Source organism: Rhizobium sp. O111 (assembly GCF_055616315.1).
Window position 1 is genome coordinate 1,204,319 of record NZ_JBSHXL010000001.1, and the last position, 18,998, is coordinate 1,223,316.

Sequence of the window (18,998 nt, forward strand, 5' to 3'; positions counted from 1 at the left end):
GAGAATATGATGTCCGTCGACCTAGCCACCGTTAAGCGCGTTGCGCGCCTTGCCCGTATTGCCGTCTCCGAAGATGAGGCAAACCGCATGGTCGGCGAGTTGAATGGGATCCTCGGCTTCGTCGAGCAGCTCTCCGAAGTCAATGTCGAAGGCGTCGAGGCGATGACATCGGTCACGCCGATGCTGATGAAGAAGCGCACCGACGACGTCACCGACGGCAACAAGGCCGCCGATATCGTTTCCAACGCGCCTGTTACCGATCAGAATTTCTTCCTGGTGCCTAAAGTCGTCGAATAAGGCCTTTCGCCGCTTTCCGACCTCGTTGCCATTCAAGATTTGAAGCGAACCATCATGAGCGAACTCACCAGCCTGACCATTGCCGAAGCCCGCACCAAGCTGCGCGCCAAGGAAATCAAAGCAACCGAACTCACCGAGGCCTATATCTCGGCGATCGAGGCGGCCAACGACAAGCTCAACGCCTATATCAAGGTGACGCCTGAAAAGGCGATGCAGATGGCCGAAGCCTCCGACGCCCGTCTTGCCAGCGGCAAGGGCGGCGAGCTCGAGGGCATTCCGCTCGGCATCAAGGATCTCTTCGCCACCGAAGGCATCCACACCCAGGCCTGCAGCCACATCCTCGACGGTTTCAAGCCGCATTACGAATCGACCGTCACGCAGAACCTGTGGGACGACGGCGCCGTCATGCTCGGCAAGCTGAACATGGACGAGTTCGCCATGGGCTCCTCCAATGAGACCTCGCATTACGGCGCGGTCATCAACCCCTGGCGCGCCGCAGGCTCGAACCAGCAGCTGGTTCCGGGCGGTTCCTCGGGCGGCTCGGCGGCTGCCGTGGCAGCCCATCTTTGCGCCGGCGCCACCGCCACCGACACCGGCGGCTCGATCCGCCAGCCCGCCGCCTTCACCGGCACCGTCGGCATCAAGCCGACCTACGGCCGCTGCTCGCGCTGGGGCACGGTTGCCTTCGCCTCGTCGCTTGACCAGGCCGGCCCGATCGCTCGCGACGTCCGCGACGCCGCAATCCTCCTGAAGTCCATGGCCTCTGTCGACGCCAAGGACACGACCTCGGTCGATTTGCCTGTTCCGGATTATGAAGCCGTGCTCGGCCAGTCGCTGAAGGGCATGAAGATCGGCATTCCGAACGAATACCGCGTCGCCGGCATGCCGGAAGAGATCGAAACGCTCTGGCAGCAGGGCATCGCCTGGCTGAAGGATGCCGGCGCCGAGATCGTCAACATCTCGCTGCCGCACACCAAGTACGCGCTGCCGGCCTATTACATCGTGGCGCCCGCAGAGGCTTCTTCGAACCTCGCCCGCTACGACGGCGTGCGCTACGGCCTGCGCGTCGACGGCAAGGACATTGCCGACATGTACGAGAAGACCCGCGCCGCCGGCTTCGGCAAGGAAGTCAAGCGCCGCATCATGATCGGCACCTATGTTCTCTCGGCCGGTTACTACGACGCTTATTACATCCAGGCCCAGAAGGTCCGCACGCTGATCAAGCGCGACTTCGACCTCGCCTTCCACGCCGGCGTCGACGCCATCCTGACGCCAGCGACCCCATCGTCCGCCTTCGGCATCGCCGATGAGGATCTGGCATCCGATCCGGTCAAGATGTACCTGAACGACATCTTCACCGTCACCGTCAACATGGCCGGCCTTCCAGGCATCGCGGTTCCCGCCGGCCTCGACCACAAGGGCCTGCCGCTCGGCCTGCAGCTGATCGGCAAGCCGTTCGAGGAAGAAACCCTCTTCAAGACGGCCCACGTCATCGAACAAGCCGTCGGCCGCTTCACCCCCGCCAAGTGGTGGTAAGCGGACTGAAAATCAGAGACATGACGATCGCCGACCACATGCTGGTCGGCGAAGTCGGTTTTGGGGTAGGGAAGACCCACGCATCTTAGATGCGCCAAGTGGAGGAGAAGCTTATGGCATCGCAGATTGCAGCGCTCGTTGACGCTTTCGACCGCCTGGCTGCCGCAGACTTCGTGATGGGCGCGGATTGGAAAGCCGTGCATGACATCTGCCAGGCCCATGAAGGCGAACAGCCTTTCGATTGGGGCCACGCGCTCTGTCACCGCATCGAAGGCGATACATGGAATGCCGGTTACTGGTATCGGCTGGCTGGCAAGCAGGTTGCCACAGGTTCGTTCGGCGATGAGTGGGCGGCCATGCGCCCGGTGCTGCTGTCCAAGTGAAAACGGCGCCGCACACGCATCCACCGTGTTTCGGGCACTGGTTTTTCATCTCTGATTTGTCGGTCCACAAGTATCCAATTTGCTGATGCCGATCACGTATGTATCTCGCTGGATTTTTATTTGGCGACCTGCTACGTGCGATTGAATTCTATTGGTGGATAACGCTTTGCCCGCAGGCCGTATTTCTATTATCGCCCCGACATACAATGAATCGGGAAACGTCATTCCTTTCATCGAACGCACCAAGGCTGCCCTTCATGAAAAGGATTGGGAGATTATCTTCGTCGATGATAATTCCGCCGATGGAACGGCGCAGAAGGTATTCGACTACGCTGCGCATGATCCGCGCATACGCATTATTACGCGTCTGACCGATCGAGGCCTCGCCAAGTCGAGTATCCAGGGCATGCTGTCTGCAAAGGGCGGACTGCTTTGCGTGATGGATGTCGATGGTCAGCATGATCCTGAAGTGGTCAAGGATCTGGTGAATCGATTGCACCAGGATAACTTGCACATCGTCAGCGCCGCCCGACGGTTGGGCGATGAGCGCCAGGCGGATGCGTTGTCGCCGGTCCGTAACACGCTGTCGAAGGTTGGCAACTGGTTGAGCAGCTTCGTTTTGGGACGCCAGCTCGTCGACCCGCTGACGGGCTTCTTCATTATCAGGCGCGAGGCGTTTCTGGGAGTTGCGCCGCAGCTTGGCGACGCGGGCTTCAAGCTCCTTCTCGATATCCTCTATTCGCGCAAGGACCTGCGTCACGCCGAAGTGCCGTTTGATTTCCAGGCGCGACTCAGCGGCGAATCGAAGCTCGACAGCTATGTCATCTGGAAATTTGTCACCTTCCTTCTCAGCAAGATGACCCGTGGCATTGTGCCGGCGAACCTGATCTCTTTCTTGTTCGTTGGAGGGCTGGGTCTCTTCGTTCACATGGCGGTTCTGTACAGCGCACTGGCGCTAACCGTGCCCTTCATGGCGGCGCAGACCGTTGCGACGCTGGTCGCTGCTACCAGCAACTTCCTGCTCAACAACCTGCTGACCTTCCAGGATCGCCGGCTGCGCGGCATGAACAAGTTTTGGGGCTATCTCAAGTTTCTGTTCGTCTCCTCCGTCGGCATCGTCGCCAACGTTTCAGCTGCGACGCTTGCCTATGAGCGACTGGTTCACGTGGTCTTCCTTGCTACGCTGGCGGGCATCGCCATCGACACCGTCTGGAAGTTCGTGATCGCCAACAAGTTCATCTGGAAGTAGGCGAGGCGCACCCCATGCAGTCCAAGACCGTGGATGCTGCAAAGCCTCTCTGGATCATCCTTGCAATCGTCGTCTGTCTGCTGGTGCTGCGTCAGCTCATGCATCAGTCGATGTTCTTTGATGGCGCGATCTACGCCAGCATCGCGCGCAATCTGGCTGAAGGCGCTGGATCGCCGTGGCGGCTGCAGTTTTCGGAGACCCTGTTCCCGGTCTTCTCTGAACATCCGCCCTTGATGATGTGGCTTGAGGCGATTGGCTTTCTTCTGTTCGGCGACACGATCGCGGTCGAGAAATGCTTCTCCTTGATGACGCTGATCGCCAGTGGTTTCGTTTTGCTGAAGATTTGGCAAAGGCTTCACGAGAGCGATCCGGAGCTCTGCTTTGCAGGTCCCATGGTTTTGGCCATGGCGCTCGGCGCAGGACGTGTCAGCTGGGGCTTCACCAACGGCATGCTCGAAAACCTGCTCATCGTTTTCACCTCCCTGGCGATCTATTGTGTCATCGTCGCCTATGATGGCGCAGATCGCGGGAAGGTCATGTTGCGTTCGATCCTGATGATCGCGGCAGGCATATTGGTGGCGTTGGCGCTGATGACCAAAGGATTGGTCGGTCTGTTCCCGCTTGCAACACCGGGAATATGGTGGCTGGCATTTCGTCGTCGAAGCCTGGTTTCCGTCATTGCTGACACCTTGGTCATGACAGCGACGGTCGTCATGTTTTTTGCAGCTCTCTGGCAGCTCGACGGCGCCCGGGACGCGATCGAGCGCTATCTCTCGATACAGCTATTGCCGAGCCTGACCGGTCAGCGTGGCAGCGGTGGCGGCAACTGGAACGCAGTGCGCGCTTTCATACGCGTGAATGCGTATCCGGCGATCATCACGCTCATTATTGTGCTCTGCGATCGCCGTTGGGGAAGCCGCTCCGAAGTGCCGCGTTTAAGCCAGGCGCGACGAAGGACCGCGATCTTCCTCGCGCTCATTGGCTTCTCCGCCTCGCTTCCCTTGCTGGTCAGCCCCCGCGTCGCGAGCTTCTATTTCAACCCCTCGCTGGCCTACTTCGCATCGGCATTCGCGATTGCGGGCGCACCAGCTGTTGTCCGAGCGCTTCAGGCGCTGAACACGCGCTCATATCGGCGGCTGTCGATCGGCTTGGCGGTCGCACTTGCGCTGAGTGTCATTCTCGTCGGCTTCAACATTGGTCGGCCGGGGGCGGATGCGGATACGATCGCCAATGCTGCGCGCATCGCGGATCATGTCTGCCCGTCGTCAGGAACGTGCGAAAGTACGGTTGCCGTCTGCGGCGCCGGGGCCGATGATTGGGCGCTTTACGGCTATCTGGAGCGTCGACATAAGATCAGCCTTGCAACCATGGATGCCGCTACGAGCAACCATATCGTGGTCGACGATAGCTGCGCTGGCGAAGCGGCCGGCTACAGCGACACAGGTCTTCAGCTTTCGAAATATCGCCTGCTTCAACGCTGAGGCGGCAAAACGGCGCCGCATACGCGGCGCCGTTTCCCCGTCATCGGTTGTCCAGCTGCGAGCGCACCAGTCGCAGCCCGCGTTCGGTGATCCGGTATGGCTGTCCGGTTTGGGATCTTATCGCCTTCAGCCGTTTGAGCTTTCGAAAGAGCTCGAGGTCGAAGCCCGGGTAAAGCCAGCCGTCGCGGGTAAGGCAGTTGACCGCCTCGATCTTCTTTTTGTCGTCGCGTTCGATTTCGATGCGGCCGCCTTGGGCCAGCAAGTGCAGGATGCGCTGTTCCGCGCGTGAAATATCCATGGAAATGTTGATCCGGTCTCGCGCCATTAAGGCGCACAAAAACGATCTGGCGTCCGCGTTGGACGTCAGGGCTTCGTTCTCGTCGGGCCCATGCGCGCAAGAAAACTTGCGGGCAGGGCCTTTACCGGGTCTCTGATTGCGAGCTCAACATGAGGGTTTGATAGGCTTCGGCCCCGTCGGCGTCAAGGTCGGCGCCAAGCGAGCTCCGTCTTTCGCAATGCGGGATAAGCTTCGCCTGACGTTACGGAAGGCTTTGATATGGCTCGATTCGGTGGTTTACTTTCCTCGGTGTTTCGGAGGTTTTGATTGATCACGATTCGCAATGCACATGAGGGAGAGGCCGAGGCACTGAGCGAGATCGGCTTGCGCGCCTGGCAAAAGGCCATGGCGCCGATCGGCGAGGCGGATGCGATGGCGTCGGCTGCCCGCAGCGCCTTCATGAATTTCGCCGAGACCCGCTGGCTGACTATCACCGTTATCGAATGGAACGGCCACACGGCCGGATGGGCCGCGCGCGAAAATCTCGACGAGACGATTTCCGACTTCTGGATCGATCCGTCTTTTACCGGCCATGGCCTTGGCTCGGCATTGCTGCAGTCGGTCGAGAAGGAAGTGTCCGAGCAGGGGCTGGATAGCGTGATGATGCAGACCCACGCCGAAAACAACGAGGCGATCACCTTCTTCAAGAAGAACGGCTATGCCATTCACTGGCTTTCGGTCGCCTATAATCCCAAGCTCGACCGCGACGTCCCCTCGGTTGGGCTGTCGAAACCGGTATCGTCGCAGGGCGAGGGCCCCTACGGCGCTTTCTAGATCAGTCCGAGCATCCTGGCCGCGATGGCTGCTATGAGCGCGACCACGGCAAGCAGATGAAAGCCGCAGATCGCCATCAGCTCCGAGCGAAACGGCTCCTTTCGGGTCTTGTGGCGCAGCAGTTGCTGGGCGCTCACCGCGCCGGGGCTTCCGGCAAGGAAAGCCAGTGTCAGAAGCGTCTTTTCGCTGATGCGCCACTGGCCATAGCGCGCGGCCTGCTTGTCGATGAAGTAGATCGTAAACACCAGCCCGTTCCAGGCTGTGAACAGTCCGATGATTTTGGCGAGATCAGTGAGAAGCATCGGCGAAGTTTAGCGGCGGCCCGTTAACAACCGAAAAATGCCCGGTGTGCGGCCCGCAGTGGTCGAGACCATGCCGAAAGCCTTGCACCGGAAGGTCATTTCCGTTACCTCACCAGTTGAATAAGATAGCCTCAAAAGAGCATTTCCATGACCCTTGTCGACGTTCGCACGCCTGATCCGAAACGCTTCATTCCCGGCGCCACTGGCGATTGGGAAGTCATCATCGGCATGGAAGTCCATGCGCAGGTGCTGTCCAATTCGAAGCTGTTCTCCGGCGCCTCGACCGAGTTCGGCAAGCCGCAGAATTCCAACGTCTCGCTCGTCGATGCCGCCATGCCCGGCATGCTGCCCGTTATCAACGAGGAATGCGTCGCCCAGGCGGTCCGCACCGGCCTCGGCCTGAAGGCGCAGATCAACAAGCGCTCGATCTTCGACCGCAAGAACTACTTCTATCCCGATCTGCCGCAGGGCTATCAGATCTCGCAGTTCAAGGATCCGATCGTCGGCGAGGGCCAGATCGTCATCTCGCTCGGCCCGGATCGCCAGGGCCAGTTCGAGGATATCGAGATCGGCATCGAGCGTCTGCATCTTGAGCAGGACGCCGGCAAGTCGCTGCACGACCAGCACGCCACCATGTCCTATGTCGACCTCAACCGTTCGGGCGTCGCCCTGATGGAAATCGTGTCCAAGCCGGACATGCGCTCGTCGGATGAGGCCAAGGCCTACATGACCAAGCTGCGCTCGATCGTGCGTTACCTCGGGACCTGCGACGGCAACATGGACGAAGGCTCTATGCGCGCCGACGTCAACGTCTCCGTGCGCCGCCCGGGCGAAGGCTTCGGCACGCGCTGCGAGATCAAGAACGTCAACTCCATCCGCTTCATCGGCCAGGCGATCGAATACGAAGCCCGCCGCCAGATCGCTATCCTCGAGGACGGCGGAGTGATCGACCAGGAAACCCGCCTGTTCGACGCCGGCAAGGGCGAGACGCGCTCGATGCGCTCGAAGGAAGACGCGCACGATTATCGCTATTTCCCCGATCCAGACCTGCTGCCGCTCGAATTCGACGACGCCTTCGTGGCGGCGCTGGCGGCCGACCTGCCGGAACTGCCCGACGACAAGAAGGAGCGCTTCGTGCGCGAACTCGGTCTGTCGATCTACGACGCATCCGTGCTCGTGTCGGAAAAGGCGATCGCCGATTATTTCGAAGCCGTTGCCGAAGGCCGCGATGGCAAGATGGCCGCCAACTGGGTCATCAACGACCTCCTGGGCGCCTTGAATAAACTCGGCAAGGATATTGAATCGACTCCGGTTTCCGCCGCTCAGCTCGGTTCGATCATCGACCTCATCAAGGCCGAGACCATCTCCGGCAAGATCGCCAAAGACGTCTTTGAAATCGTTCTGAGCGAAGGCGGCGACCCGGCCGAGATCGTCGAAAGCCGCGGCATGAAGCAGGTCACCGACACCGGCGCCATCGAAAAGGCCGTGGACGAGATCATCGCCGCCAACCCGGATCAGGTCGCCAAGGCGCAGGCCAAGCCCGCTCTCGCCGGCTGGTTCGTCGGCCAGGTGATGAAGTCGACCGGCGGCAAGGCCAACCCGCAGGCCGTCCAGGCGCTGGTCAAGGCCAAGCTCGGTATCGTCGAGGAATAGTCTTGTATTTCGTCCGCACCGCCAGCGAGCGTGATCTCAACAAGGTTCGCGCTCTCCTGGTCGAAACCTTCCATGTGACCTACGACGCGCTTCTCGGCGCGCCGAAGGTTGATGAACTGGTCTCCACGCTCTTCTCGCCCGCGGCGCTGAAGACGCGCATGGCAAACAAGAACGCCGAATTCCTGGTGGCCGATGACGGCAAGGAAATCGGCGGCATCGGCTATGCCGCCATGTCCGGCGAGATGACGAAGACGGTCATGCTGCACCTGCTCTACGTGCGCCCCTCGCTGCAGCGCGAGGGTATCGGCCGCGATATTTTCGCCGAGCTCGAAACCTGCTTTCCGGCAGCCGAAATCATGCGGCTCGAGGTCGAGCCGCGCAACGAGGCGGCGATCACGTTTTACCACCGGCTCGGCTTCGCCGATGTCGGCCAGAGCGAAAACAACGGCCCCGGCCAATCCGGCATCCCGGCGCTGATCCTCGAAAAACCGCTCGCCAGCTACTGAGACGTTTCAAATGGCCGTAGAGATCATCATTCGCGAAGCCCGCCTGGACGATCTGAAGGCATTGATCGCCATGTTCGCCGACGATGATATTGGCGGGCACGGCGACACCCAATCCGAAGACGCGTTGCCGGATTACGAGCGCGCGTTTAAGACCATCGCGGCCTCTCCCGACCAGACGCTCTACGTCGCCGAACTGGCCGGCGAAGTGGTCGGCACCTTCCAGACCGCCATCACCACGACGCTGACCGGCCGCGGAGCGTCCTTCATGATCATCGAAGCCGTGCAGACGCGCAGTGATATGCGCGGCCAGGGCATCGGCGCCAGGATGATCGAATTCTGCATCGAAGAGGCGAGGGCGCGTGGTCTGCCGCGCGTGCAGCTCATCTCCAATGCCAAGCGCAAGGATGCCCATCGCTTCTATGAGCGGCTCGGTTTCGAGCCCTCGCATCTCGGCTTCAAGATGGCGCTGAAATGAACCCTTTTGCCTTCGGAATCACTGGACAACCGGCGCTGCTGGCGGCATAAGCGAAGGATCGAATTCTGGTCCCGCTTGCTCCCAAGGCAGGCACAAGGAAAAGACATGAAAACTCTCCTCCTGCAAATCTTCACCTGGTGGAACGGTCAGACGATCGGTACCCGCTTCGCGACCTGGCGTTTCGGCAAGCGCGTCGGCGAAGATGAATTGGGCAACGTCTACTACGAAGGCGGCACCACCTCCTTCGGCCTTCCGCGCCGTTGGGTGATTTACAAGGGCTACGCGGACGCATCGGCGATCCCGCCGGGCTGGCACGGCTGGATGCACTACCGCACCGACGTGCCGCCGTCCAAGGAGACCTATGTCGCCAAGGAATGGCAGAAGGGACACCGCGCCAACCCGACCGGTTCGCCGCAGGCCTATCGTCCGCCGGGCTCGCTCGCCGTTGCCGGCGAACGTCCGCGCGTCACCGGCGACTACGACGCATGGACGCCCGGTAGCTGATCACAGCCAGTCCGGCCCGCTTTTTGGCCACAATTGACCTATACCCGCAGAATGGCCGCAGACACTGCGGCCTTCTATTTTTGAAATGCGGTGGAGACGGAAAGATATGAAGCTTCTCACGCGGAACCCCGTCCTGCGTGCCGCCGGCATTGCCCTGGCGCTTGGCTCGTCCTTCCTGCCGCAGACGGTTTTCGCCGCCCGCATCGACAATCCTGTCGCCGTTTTTTCCGGCCTCGACAAGATCACCGGCCGCATTACCACCTTCGATGTCTACGTGAACGAGACGGTGCAGTTCGGCGCCCTGCAGGTGACGCCGAAGGCGTGCTATTCCCGCGACCAGAGCGAAGTGCAGAAGATCGACGGCTTTGTCGAAGTCGACGAGATCACGCTGGACCGCAAGATCCGCCGCATCTTCACCGGCTGGATGTTCGCCGACAGCCCCGGCCTCAACGCTGTCGAGCACCCGATCTATGACGTCTGGCTGAAGGACTGCAAGGCGACGTCGGACGTGCCTGCGCCCGACGCCAAGACGAACTGACCCTTAGCGTTATGCCGAGGGTTTCTTGCGGGAGAACATTCCCTTGAGGGCCCGCAATAACGCTGCTCCCGCGACAAGAACAAGCACGCCGGCCTTCTTGAAGAAAACGGCTGCCATTGCGAGCAGTCCGACTTTGGCCGCGACCTTTGCGCCTGCACCGGCCGCGATCATGCCTGCCATGCCGTAGGCCGCCAGCTTGTCTCCGCTTTCATAGTCCTTGTAGGTCTTGCCGCTGTCGAATTTGACCATGGTCAGGACATCGGGGACGGCGGACTGAATTTCCTTCAGCTGGTCCATTCCCGCCACGAAGTTGAACATGAAGACGCCTTCGCGCCCAAAGACGCGTACGGAATAGTTCAGCGTGTGCGCTTGGCTCATGTCGTCGCCGAAGATGAGATCGCGCGCCCAATGCAGCGCATGCGCGGATTGGTCATAGTGCGGGGGTGACGCCCAGCCGACGAGCGTGATCTTCTCGAAACCCTGCTTCACGCGTTCCGGATTGGTTTCCGCGATCGAGTCCTTGATGCTGCGGAGCAGTTCGTCGTAGTCGGTGGAAGCGGCATCCACGTCGGAGACGTAGCCGTCAGCGCTGTATTCGACGACAGAGCCCCATGATCCGCCCTCAACGGGAGCGTATTTGGCGGGGAAGACCATGCCCATCGTTCCTTCACCCGCTTGTGGCGGATTGCCCCAGATGTCGACGATCACGCGGCGAGCGTCGGCCGGGCTGAGATAGTAAAATTGCTCGGGAATATCGAGGGTGGCATTCGCGCCCGGAATCTTGATCGCGCCTTGCTGAAAGTCGATCTTTTCCAGGATAGCCTTGTCGGCATCTCCGAAACGATCCGCACCCGGAAACATCTCCTGATATGGCTTCGCCTGAGCCAGCGTTGCTGCCAGAACGAAGAGGGACGTCAGCGCGGCAATTTTCAACTTCATGAACAATACTCCCGTTAAAGGCGCGACAATAGGCGACTTGGGGGTAACGTCAACGTGAACGTGTATTTTATTGTGCAAAAGACAGATGTGGCGAACCCATCGCCGTGGCGAGCATGTGCTCGTACTCGTCCTTCGGAACGTCGATGGCGCCGAAGGTCTTCAGATGCTCGGTGGTGAACTGGGTGTCGAGCAACACGAAACCCTTCTCCTTCAGCCGTTCCACCAGATGCACTAGGCAGATCTTCGATGCGTCCGTGCGCCGCGAGAACATGCTCTCGCCGAAGAAGGCAGCACCCAGCGACACGCCGTAAAGCCCCCCCACAAGCTGGTCGCCATCCCACGCCTCGACGGTATGGGCATGCCCCATGCGGAAGAGGGAGGCGTAGAGCGACCTGATCGTCTGGTTGATCCAGGTGCTTGGGCGCCCGGACGTCTCCTCCGCGCATGCCGCGATCACAGCCTCGAAGTCATGATCGAAGCGGATGTCGAACGGCTTGCGCCGGATAGTCTTGGCGAGGCTTTTGGAAACATGGAAATCATTGAGCGGCAGAACGCCGCGAAGATCGGGCTCGACCCAGAAGATCTCGGGATCGTCAGCCGATTCGGCCATCGGGAAGAGCCCGATGGAATAGGCGCGCAGGAGAATTTCCGGTGTGATGCCTGGAGATTTCCTGCGCGACCCTGCCATTGCGGTTAAGCCGGCTTGCTGGCCAGATAGTTTTCCAGCCAGTGGATGTCGTAATCGCCGTTGGCGATGTCCTGGTTGTCGACCAGATCCTGGAAGAGCGGCAGCGTCGTCTTGATGCCGTCGACCACGAACTCGTCAAGCGCACGACGCAGACGCATCATGCATTCGACGCGGGTGCGGCCGTGCACGATGAGCTTGCCGATGAGGCTGTCGTAATAGGGCGGGATCTTGTAGCCCTGATAGACACCCGAATCGATACGTACGCCGAGACCGCCAGGTGCATGGAAATGCGTGATCGTGCCGGGCGAGGGCACGAAGGTGCGCGCGTCCTCGGCGTTGATGCGGCATTCGATGGCATGGCCATGGAAGTGGATCTCATCCTGGGTGACCGACAGACCGCCGCCGGAAGCGACGCGGATCTGTTCGTGCACCAGGTCGATGCCGGTGATCGCTTCGGTGATCGGATGCTCGACCTGAAGACGGGTGTTCATTTCGATGAAATAGAACTCGCCGTTTTCGTAGAGGAACTCGATCGTACCGGCGCCGCGATACTTCAGCTTCTTCATGGCGTCGGCGCAGACCTGGCCGATCTTCATGCGCTGTTCGACGTTGAGGGCAGGCGAGTTGGCTTCTTCCCAGACCTTCTGGTGGCGGCGCTGCAGCGAGCAGTCGCGTTCACCGAGATGGATGGCATTGCCTTCGCCGTCGCCGAACACCTGGATTTCGATGTGCCGCGGCTTGCCGAGGTACTTTTCCATGTAGACGGCTTCGTTGCCGAAAGCGGCAGCCGCTTCGGTACGGGCGGTCGACCAGGCCTCGATCACGTCGTCAGCGCTCTTGGCGACCTTCATGCCGCGTCCGCCACCACCGGCAGTCGCCTTGATCAGCACGGGATAACCGATTTCGGCGGCCGTCTTGATGGCCTCTTCCTCGGTCTTCACTTCGCCGTCGGAGCCCGGAACCACGGGGATGCCGAGTTCCTGCGCCGTCGTCTTGGCGGTGATCTTGTCGCCCATGATGCGGATGTGTTCCGCGGTCGGGCCGATGAAGGTGATGCCGTGCGCTTCGAGGATCTCGGCGAACTTGGCGTTCTCCGACAGGAAGCCGTAGCCGGGGTGTACAGCGTCGGCGCCGGTGATCTCGCAGGCAGCAACGATCTGATGAATGTTCAGATAGCTGTCGCGCGACGGCGGCGGGCCGATGCAGACGCTTTCGTCGGCCAGGCGCACATGCATGGCGTCGGCATCGGCGGTCGAGTGAACGACGACGCAGGGAATGCCGAGCTCTTTACACGCGCGAAGCACGCGAAGGGCAATTTCCCCGCGGTTGGCGATGAGGATTTTCGAGACCATGACGTCCGCCTTATTCGACGACCACGAGAGCTTGGCCGTATTCGACGGGCGTGCCGTCCTCGACAAGAATTTCAACGACCTTGCCCGACTTCGGGGCAGGGATCTGGTTCATCGTCTTCATCGCTTCGATGATGAGCAGTGTCTGGCCTTCCTTGACCGTCGCGCCAACTTCGATGAATGCGCGCGCGCCCGGAGCCGGTGCCATGTAGGCGGTGCCGACCATCGGAGCAGAAACCGTGTTGGCCGGGTTGCGTGCCGGTGCGGCGGAAGCGGCAGGCGCTGCGCCAGCAGCCGGAGCTGCAATCGCTGCCGGAGCGGCGGCGTAAGCAGGCGCTGCCATCGGCGCCTGGATATACTGGGTGTTGCCGGCGCGCGAAACGCGGATGCGCAGATCGTCCTGCTCGACTTCAATCTCGGTCAGATCCGTGTCGTTGAGGATGTTCGCGAGATCGCGGATCAGTGCCTGGTCGATACCGTTCTTTTTTTCAGCCATGAGTTTTGCCCTGTCTTTTTATGCGGTGACGTTCTTTAGCGCATGGAGCGCCAGAATGTAGCTATATGGTCCGAAGCCGGCGATGACACCCTTTGCGGCGGGCGCGATCATCGACTTGTGGCGAAATTCTTCCCGCGCATGCACGTTGGAGATATGGAGCTCTACAACGGGAATGGAAATGGCGCGGATCGCATCATGTAGCGCAACCGAGGTGTGCGTGTAGGCGCCGGCGTTGATCGCAACGCCGATAGCCCTGTCGCCAGCTTCGTGCAGCCAGTCGACGAGCTGACCTTCATGGTTGCTTTGACGGAAATCGATATCGACGCCAAGCTCTCGCCCGGCCGACTTGCAGTCCGCCTCGATGTCCTGAAGCGTCTTGCCGCCGTAAATGCCGGGCTCTCTTTTGCCGAGCATGTTCAGGTTTGGCCCGTTCAGGACGAAAATGGTTTGCGTCATCGAGTGTTCCGTCAAATGTGCGAGGGCAACCTATAGACTCACCAAAGGCTTAATGAAAGCCCTTTGGGCAAGGCATCAGGAATCGCGCCATTTTGTCCACATGGCTGAAGCACCGGGATTTTGGCAATTTGATGGGGGCCGGTTCAGCAGCTGGTCTTGCCGCAGGTCCGCATGTTCTTGACCTTGGTCTCGAGGTCGTCATAGCCGACCGCGCCCTGAACCAACTCGTTGCCGATCACATAGGACGGCGTACCCGTTATGCCGAGGTTCTGCGCCAGTGAGTAGGTCTCCTGCACGGAAGCGTCGCTCGGGCTCTTGGCCATCTCCGCCCGGATCTGCTTTTCGCTGACACCGAGAGACTGAGCCGCTTCGATGGCGCTCGCCTCGTCGGCCCGCCCATCGCTGCCGAGAAGTGCTACGTGGAACTTGCTGTACTTTTCCGGAGCGATCTTGCGGAAGGCGTCCGACACCTTATGGGCGGCAACCGATTCAGGTCCGAGGATCGGGAATTCCTTGAGCACGAAGCGGACGTTCGGGTCCTTCTTCAGCATGGTCTGCATGTCGGTCAGAGCGTGGCGGCAGTAACCGCAATTGTAGTCGAAGAACTCGACGATCGTGACGTCGCCCTTCGGGTTGCCGATCGTCATGTCGTATTTGGAATCGAAGATCGTCGCCTTGTTTTCCGAGATCGTCGCATTGGCCTTCACCAGGCGCGCCGTCTCCTGCTTCTTTTGCAGCGCCTCCTGCACATCAAGCATGATCTCCGGGTTCTCGATCAGATACTGCTTGATGAACTCGCCGAACTCTTTCTTCTGCGCGTCGTCGAGGGCTGCGGCCGGCTGGGCGGAGGCTACGGAGGCGGTCAGCGCGAGCGCCGTGAAGATTTTCGGGAGAATGGCCATGATATCCTCGTCTTTGCAGGTGATGTCGGTCGTTCAATGCTTCGGGTATCACAGTCCGATGATCGGAACGCAATGCGAAGCAGCAAAAATACGGCGCATCCCGGCCTATTGAAACAGGAATTCTCGCGTTCGTAATCTGGTCGCGGGATTGTGAAGATCTCACTAATGCGGCATTTGTCGGGCCGCAAATCGAGCCGAAAGAGAAGAACCCTTGTTTTCCATTTCCAAACGCAGTGCAGTCGAGCCGTTTCACGCAATGGATGTTCTGGCGGAAGCGACGCGGCGGCGCGCAAGTGGCCTGCCGGTGATCTCGATGGCCGTCGGCCAGCCCTCGCATCCCGCACCGCGCGCCGCACTCGACGCGGCGAAGGCGGCACTTGAAGACGGCAGGATCGGCTATACCGACGCTCTGGGTATTCTGCGCTTGAAAGACGCTCTGGCAACACATTACCGCGACCGGCATGGGCTGGACATCGACCCGGCGCGCATCGCGATCACGACGGGCTCGTCCGCGGGCTTCAATCTCGCATTTCTGTCGCTGTTCGATGCCGGTGATGCGGTGGCGATCGCCAGGCCCGGCTATCCGGCCTATCGCAACATCCTCGGCGCCCTCGGCCTGCGGGTCATCGAAGTGCCCGTCACCGCCGAAACGCATTTCACGCTGACGCCCGAAAGCATCGAGGCAGCCCAGAAGGAAAGCGGCATCCGGCTGAAGGGCGTTCTCCTTGCAAGCCCGGCAAACCCCACCGGCACCGTGACGGGCCGCAAGGCGCTTGCCGAACTGGCGGAATACTGTTCGGCCAATTCGATCGCCTTCATTTCCGACGAGATCTATCACGGTCTCACCTTCGCGGGCGAAGAGACGAGCGCGCTCGAATTGACCGACGAAGCGATCGTCATCAATTCGTTCTCGAAATATTATTGCATGACCGGCTGGCGCATCGGCTGGATGGTGCTGCCCGATCGCCTGGTGCGCCCGATCGAGCGGGTCGCCCAAAGTCTCTACATCTCGGCACCAGAACTATCGCAGATCGCCGCGACCGCCGCCCTTGGCGCTTCCGCAGAACTCGATGTCTACAAGGCAAGCTACGCGGCCAACCGTGACTTCCTGATGCGGCGTCTCCCGGAGATGGGCCTTACGATCGCCTCGCCGATGGATGGCGCCTTCTACGCCTATGTCGATGTGACGCGCTTCACCAATGACAGCATGGAATTCGCCAAGCGCATGCTGGCGGAGATCGATGTCGCCGCGACACCGGGCCTCGATTTCGATCCGCTGGAAGGGCATCGCGCCATGCGCATGTCCTATGCCGGTTCCGAAGCTGAGATCGCCGAGGCGGTCGAGCGTATGGCTGGCTGGCTCAAGTAAAACGAGACGATTTCAAGGCGCTGCAGGCGTTTCCGGACTCACTTTCTGAGCGCCTTGACAGAGCATTGTGAAGGGGAGGCCGGCCATTCAGGCCGGCTTGCAGTTCTCGCGATCAAGCTGCGAAACCATCGCCAGCAAGGTTTCCGAAACCGGCGTCGGCACCGAAGCGAGCCTGCCGAGCGCAACGACCATGCCGACCAGCGGCGTGATCTCCAGCGCCTTTCCGGCAAGCAGGTCTTGCAGCATCGAGGTGCGGACAGGGCCGATCTGGCTCGCCTGCTCGAGGCGCTCTTCCACCGACATGCCGACATTGGCCCCGAGCGCCTCGCCAACCGCCTTGACCTCCTTCATCACCTTGCCGATCTGGTCGCTAACGGCGACGTCGGCCATGAGGTCGGACATGGTGGAACGCGTCAGCGCGCTGATCGGATTGAACGAAGCATTGCCCATCAGCTTGCTCCAGATGTCGTTGCGGATCTTCGATGACAGCGTGATGTTGAGATCGGCCTTCTGCAGCAGAGCCTGAATGGCCTCGAGATCAGCCGTGATCTCGCCCGATGGTTCGCCCAATATGAAGCGGCCCTTGTTGCTGAGCTTGATATGGCCAGGCTGGCTGACCTCCGCACCCTGATGCGCGACGCAGCCGATGACCCGGTGCGGGCCGACAAGGCTCCAGAGCGCACCGCCTTCATCGAGCTCCTCGAATTGCAGTTCGGCGAATTCGGGATGGTCGTCGCGGTGGAAGTACCACCACGGAATCCCGTTGAGGATCATCACGACGCGCGTGTCGTCCTTCAACAGCTTCGCCATGCCCTCGGCCGCGGCGCTCAGCTGATGACCCTTGAGACCGGTGATGACCAGATCCTGCGGCGGAAGATCGGCCGGATTGTCCGTGGCCACCACCTTCACGTTGATCGGCGTCTCGGAACCCGCTTCATGCAGCGTCAGTCAGTTGCGGCGGATGGCATCGAGATGCGCTCCGCGCGCGATGACCGACACCGTGACGTCGTTTGCAAGCGACGCCGCGATCTTGGTGGCGATCATCCCGCCCAGGGCGCCGGCGCCAAAAATGCAGATGGTCTTGATGGTCATGAAATCCTGTCTCCGCAATCACTTGACCGCGTAGAGATAGGCCATCCGGCCTCGAAGGCGAATGATTTTTTGGTGTTCAGCGATCGCCCGGCAGCAACTCGCTGCGACGCAATTCGTCGATCGCGCTCACCGCGTCCTCTGCCGACCAGCCGGCCTTCAGAGCAGCGGAAATCATCCGCAACTCGGCTTCGGCCTCGATCTGCAGGAAGAGCTGCTCCAGCGCTTCCTGGGCGGTCACGACATGGTCTTTCGGAGGGGCTATCGACTGGCTGGAAGCGAGCATAGGCATCTGCGCGGTACTCCTCTCTTTTTGGGTAGGCGGGCTTTCTTTTTAGCTGGCTTGAATCGACCTAATGCGCCAACCTCAAAAAAGGTTCCGGATAAATTTTAGAAAAGCCTGCATCTTGTTCTTTCGCCCCGCCTCTGCCTTCTTGCGCCCATAGGCTGATGCGCGATTCGGGTCCCGATAAAGCGGTGGAGCCCACGAAAGAATGCGCACGAAGGAGATTGCGATGACGAACGCCAAGCCCGGGATTTCCGAGATGCGGCCCAGAATTTCGGTGATCGGCGTTGGTGGTGGTGGCGGAAACGCCATCAACAACATGATCGCGGAAAGCCTCGAAGGCGTTGAATTCATTGCCGCAAACACCGATGCGCAGGTGCTCGCCACCTCGAAGGCCTCGCGCCGCATCCAGCTCGGCGCGCATGTGACCGAAGGCCTCGGCGCCGGTTCGCTGCCCGAGATCGGCCGCGCCGCCGCTGAAGAATCGATCGACGAGATCATGGACCACCTGGCCGGCTCGCATATGTGCTTCGTCACCGCCGGCATGGGTGGCGGCACCGGCACGGGTGCTGCACCCGTGATTGCCCAGGCGGCCCGCAACGCCGGCATCCTGACGGTCGGCGTCGTCACCAAGCCCTTCACCTTCGAAGGCAACCGCCGCATGAAGACGGCTGATGCCGGCATCGAGGCGCTGCGCCAGGCAGCCGATACCGTGATCGTCATCCCGAACCAGAACCTGTTCCGCATCGCCGATGCCAAGACGACCTTCGCCGACGCCTTCATGACCGCCGACCGCGTTCTGTTCGCAGGTGTCGGCTGCATCACCGACCTGATCGTCAAGGAAGGTCTCATCAACCTCGATTTCGCCGACGTGAAGTCGGTCATGCGCGGCATGGGCCGCGCCATGATGGGCACCGGCGAAGCATCGGGCGAAGAGCGCGCTATGAAGGCGGCGGAAGCCGCGATCGCCAATCCGCTGCTCGACGACATCTCGATGCGCGGCGCCAAGGGTGTGCTGATCTCGATCTCCGGCGGCTCGGACATGACGCTGTTCGAGGTGGATGAAGCCGCAAGCCGTATCCGCGACGAAGTGCAAGACGACGCCGATATCGTCGTCGGCGCGATCTTCGACCGTAACCTCGATGGCAAGTTCCGCGTCTCCGTCGTCGCCACCGGCCTCGATGGCGCGGGTGCCGGCGTGGCACCGGTCCAGCCTGGCGCGCCGCTGGTTCAGGGCTTGCCGCCGCGCACGCTGCAGTAAGCCGAAAGAAAAGTCTGGTCCGATCCGGCCGCGTGCTCCAGCGAGCGCGCGGCCTTTTTGCGTCTATTGGCCGCAACGCCCCGCCAATTCTGGAAAAATCAGTTGGACGACCCTAGATCAGAAGGTGC

General features: G+C 60.7%; 22 protein-coding genes and 1 pseudogene. 13 read left to right on the top strand and 10 right to left on the bottom strand.

What is annotated here, in order from left to right:
* The first annotated feature begins 9 nt into the window (after positions 1 to 9).
* The 5 genes from gatC (at position 10) to ACVTFQ_RS06200 (ending at position 4,946) form a co-directional block, all read left to right on the top strand.
* Entirely contained in the window at positions 10 to 297 is a 288-nt protein-coding gene (gene gatC, locus ACVTFQ_RS06180; RefSeq protein WP_018900164.1) for an Asp-tRNA(Asn)/Glu-tRNA(Gln) amidotransferase subunit GatC, read from the top strand.
* 54 nt (positions 298 to 351) lie between these two features.
* Positions 352 to 1,833, top strand: coding sequence for an Asp-tRNA(Asn)/Glu-tRNA(Gln) amidotransferase subunit GatA (gatA, locus tag ACVTFQ_RS06185; protein WP_111561315.1), 1,482 nt, complete (start codon positions 352 to 354; stop codon positions 1,831 to 1,833).
* A 113-nt stretch (positions 1,834 to 1,946) separates the two neighbouring features.
* Entirely contained in the window at positions 1,947 to 2,216 is a 270-nt protein-coding gene (locus tag ACVTFQ_RS06190; RefSeq protein ID WP_111561316.1) for a hypothetical protein, read from the top strand.
* Between the two features lie 166 nt (positions 2,217 to 2,382).
* Positions 2,383 to 3,465 carry a glycosyltransferase gene (locus ACVTFQ_RS06195; protein ID WP_111561317.1) on the top strand — a complete coding sequence of 361 codons (1,083 nt, stop codon included), beginning with the start codon at positions 2,383 to 2,385 and terminating at the stop codon, positions 3,463 to 3,465.
* A gap of 14 nt (positions 3,466 to 3,479) precedes the next feature.
* A complete protein-coding gene (locus ACVTFQ_RS06200) occupies positions 3,480 to 4,946 on the top strand; it encodes an ArnT family glycosyltransferase (RefSeq protein WP_111561318.1) in 1,467 nt (488 codons plus the stop codon).
* 40 nt (positions 4,947 to 4,986) lie between these two features.
* Here ACVTFQ_RS06200 and ACVTFQ_RS06205 read toward each other — a convergent pair whose 3' ends face one another.
* On the bottom strand, positions 4,987 to 5,244 hold the full coding sequence (locus ACVTFQ_RS06205) for a YjhX family toxin (RefSeq protein WP_111561319.1): 258 nt from the start codon (positions 5,242 to 5,244) through the stop codon (positions 4,987 to 4,989).
* Positions 5,245 to 5,550: 306 nt separating this feature from the next.
* Here ACVTFQ_RS06205 and ACVTFQ_RS06210 point away from each other — a divergent pair, with 306 nt between their 5' ends.
* The gene (locus ACVTFQ_RS06210) at positions 5,551 to 6,057 is read left to right on the top strand and encodes a GNAT family N-acetyltransferase (RefSeq protein ID WP_111561320.1); all 507 of its coding nucleotides are present in this window, start codon (positions 5,551 to 5,553) and stop codon (positions 6,055 to 6,057) included.
* Here the strand turns inward: ACVTFQ_RS06210 and ACVTFQ_RS06215 are convergent.
* Positions 6,054 to 6,359 (bottom strand): DUF1294 domain-containing protein, encoded by a 306-nt coding sequence (locus tag ACVTFQ_RS06215; protein WP_111561321.1) that lies wholly within the window; start codon positions 6,357 to 6,359, stop codon positions 6,054 to 6,056. The two genes, ACVTFQ_RS06210 and ACVTFQ_RS06215, sit on opposite strands and share 4 nt — an antisense overlap.
* A gap of 147 nt (positions 6,360 to 6,506) precedes the next feature.
* Between ACVTFQ_RS06215 and gatB the strand changes: the two genes are divergently transcribed.
* The 5 genes from gatB to ACVTFQ_RS06240 all read left to right on the top strand — a co-directional run bounded on the left by gatB (position 6,507) and on the right by ACVTFQ_RS06240 (position 10,035).
* Positions 6,507 to 8,012: an Asp-tRNA(Asn)/Glu-tRNA(Gln) amidotransferase subunit GatB gene (gene gatB / locus ACVTFQ_RS06220; protein WP_111561322.1), complete on the top strand. Its 1,506-nt coding sequence runs from the start codon at positions 6,507 to 6,509 to the stop codon at positions 8,010 to 8,012.
* Between the two features lie 2 nt (positions 8,013 to 8,014).
* Positions 8,015 to 8,518, top strand: coding sequence for a GNAT family N-acetyltransferase (locus ACVTFQ_RS06225; RefSeq protein WP_111561323.1), 504 nt, complete (start codon positions 8,015 to 8,017; stop codon positions 8,516 to 8,518).
* 10 nt (positions 8,519 to 8,528) lie between these two features.
* On the top strand, positions 8,529 to 8,993 hold the full coding sequence (locus ACVTFQ_RS06230; protein ID WP_111561324.1) for a GNAT family N-acetyltransferase: 465 nt from the start codon (positions 8,529 to 8,531) through the stop codon (positions 8,991 to 8,993).
* Between the two features lie 105 nt (positions 8,994 to 9,098).
* Entirely contained in the window at positions 9,099 to 9,497 is a 399-nt protein-coding gene (locus ACVTFQ_RS06235; protein WP_018900154.1) for an NADH:ubiquinone oxidoreductase subunit NDUFA12, read from the top strand.
* A 106-nt stretch (positions 9,498 to 9,603) separates the two neighbouring features.
* Positions 9,604 to 10,035, top strand: coding sequence for a DUF2155 domain-containing protein (locus ACVTFQ_RS06240; RefSeq protein WP_111561325.1), 432 nt, complete (start codon positions 9,604 to 9,606; stop codon positions 10,033 to 10,035).
* 9 nt (positions 10,036 to 10,044) lie between these two features.
* On the opposite strand, the gene ACVTFQ_RS06245 is transcribed toward ACVTFQ_RS06240, so the two are convergent.
* From ACVTFQ_RS06245 to ACVTFQ_RS06270, 6 genes are all read right to left on the bottom strand, one after another.
* Positions 10,045 to 10,974 carry a DUF2167 domain-containing protein gene (locus tag ACVTFQ_RS06245; protein WP_111561326.1) on the bottom strand — a complete coding sequence of 310 codons (930 nt, stop codon included), beginning with the start codon at positions 10,972 to 10,974 and terminating at the stop codon, positions 10,045 to 10,047.
* Between the two features lie 67 nt (positions 10,975 to 11,041).
* The gene (gene aat / locus ACVTFQ_RS06250; RefSeq protein WP_111561327.1) at positions 11,042 to 11,662 is read right to left on the bottom strand and encodes a leucyl/phenylalanyl-tRNA--protein transferase; all 621 of its coding nucleotides are present in this window, start codon (positions 11,660 to 11,662) and stop codon (positions 11,042 to 11,044) included.
* Between the two features lie 5 nt (positions 11,663 to 11,667).
* On the bottom strand, positions 11,668 to 13,014 hold the full coding sequence (gene accC, locus ACVTFQ_RS06255) for an acetyl-CoA carboxylase biotin carboxylase subunit (protein ID WP_018900150.1): 1,347 nt from the start codon (positions 13,012 to 13,014) through the stop codon (positions 11,668 to 11,670).
* A 10-nt stretch (positions 13,015 to 13,024) separates the two neighbouring features.
* A complete protein-coding gene (gene accB / locus ACVTFQ_RS06260; protein ID WP_111561328.1) occupies positions 13,025 to 13,507 on the bottom strand; it encodes an acetyl-CoA carboxylase biotin carboxyl carrier protein in 483 nt (160 codons plus the stop codon).
* Positions 13,508 to 13,525: 18 nt separating this feature from the next.
* A complete protein-coding gene (gene aroQ, locus ACVTFQ_RS06265) occupies positions 13,526 to 13,963 on the bottom strand; it encodes a type II 3-dehydroquinate dehydratase (RefSeq protein WP_111561329.1) in 438 nt (145 codons plus the stop codon).
* 143 nt (positions 13,964 to 14,106) lie between these two features.
* Positions 14,107 to 14,865 carry a DsbA family protein gene (locus ACVTFQ_RS06270; RefSeq protein ID WP_047510062.1) on the bottom strand — a complete coding sequence of 253 codons (759 nt, stop codon included), beginning with the start codon at positions 14,863 to 14,865 and terminating at the stop codon, positions 14,107 to 14,109.
* Positions 14,866 to 15,076: 211 nt separating this feature from the next.
* On the opposite strand from ACVTFQ_RS06270, the gene ACVTFQ_RS06275 reads away from it, so the two are divergent.
* Entirely contained in the window at positions 15,077 to 16,234 is a 1,158-nt protein-coding gene (locus ACVTFQ_RS06275) for a pyridoxal phosphate-dependent aminotransferase (RefSeq protein WP_111561330.1), read from the top strand.
* Between the two features lie 87 nt (positions 16,235 to 16,321).
* Here ACVTFQ_RS06275 and ACVTFQ_RS06280 read toward each other — a convergent pair.
* Together ACVTFQ_RS06280 and ACVTFQ_RS06285 are read right to left on the bottom strand one after the other, a co-directional pair.
* Positions 16,322 to 17,326 (bottom strand): annotated as a pseudogene (locus tag ACVTFQ_RS06280) (ketopantoate reductase family protein).
* Positions 17,327 to 17,402: 76 nt separating this feature from the next.
* Positions 17,403 to 17,615, bottom strand: a complete 213-nt coding sequence (locus ACVTFQ_RS06285) for a hypothetical protein (RefSeq protein WP_112950038.1) — start codon at positions 17,613 to 17,615, stop codon at positions 17,403 to 17,405.
* Between the two features lie 223 nt (positions 17,616 to 17,838).
* On the opposite strand from ACVTFQ_RS06285, the gene ftsZ reads away from it, so the two are divergent.
* The gene (gene ftsZ, locus ACVTFQ_RS06290; protein WP_313760151.1) at positions 17,839 to 18,870 is read left to right on the top strand and encodes a cell division protein FtsZ; all 1,032 of its coding nucleotides are present in this window, start codon (positions 17,839 to 17,841) and stop codon (positions 18,868 to 18,870) included.
* The last annotated feature ends 128 nt before the right edge of the window (positions 18,871 to 18,998 follow it).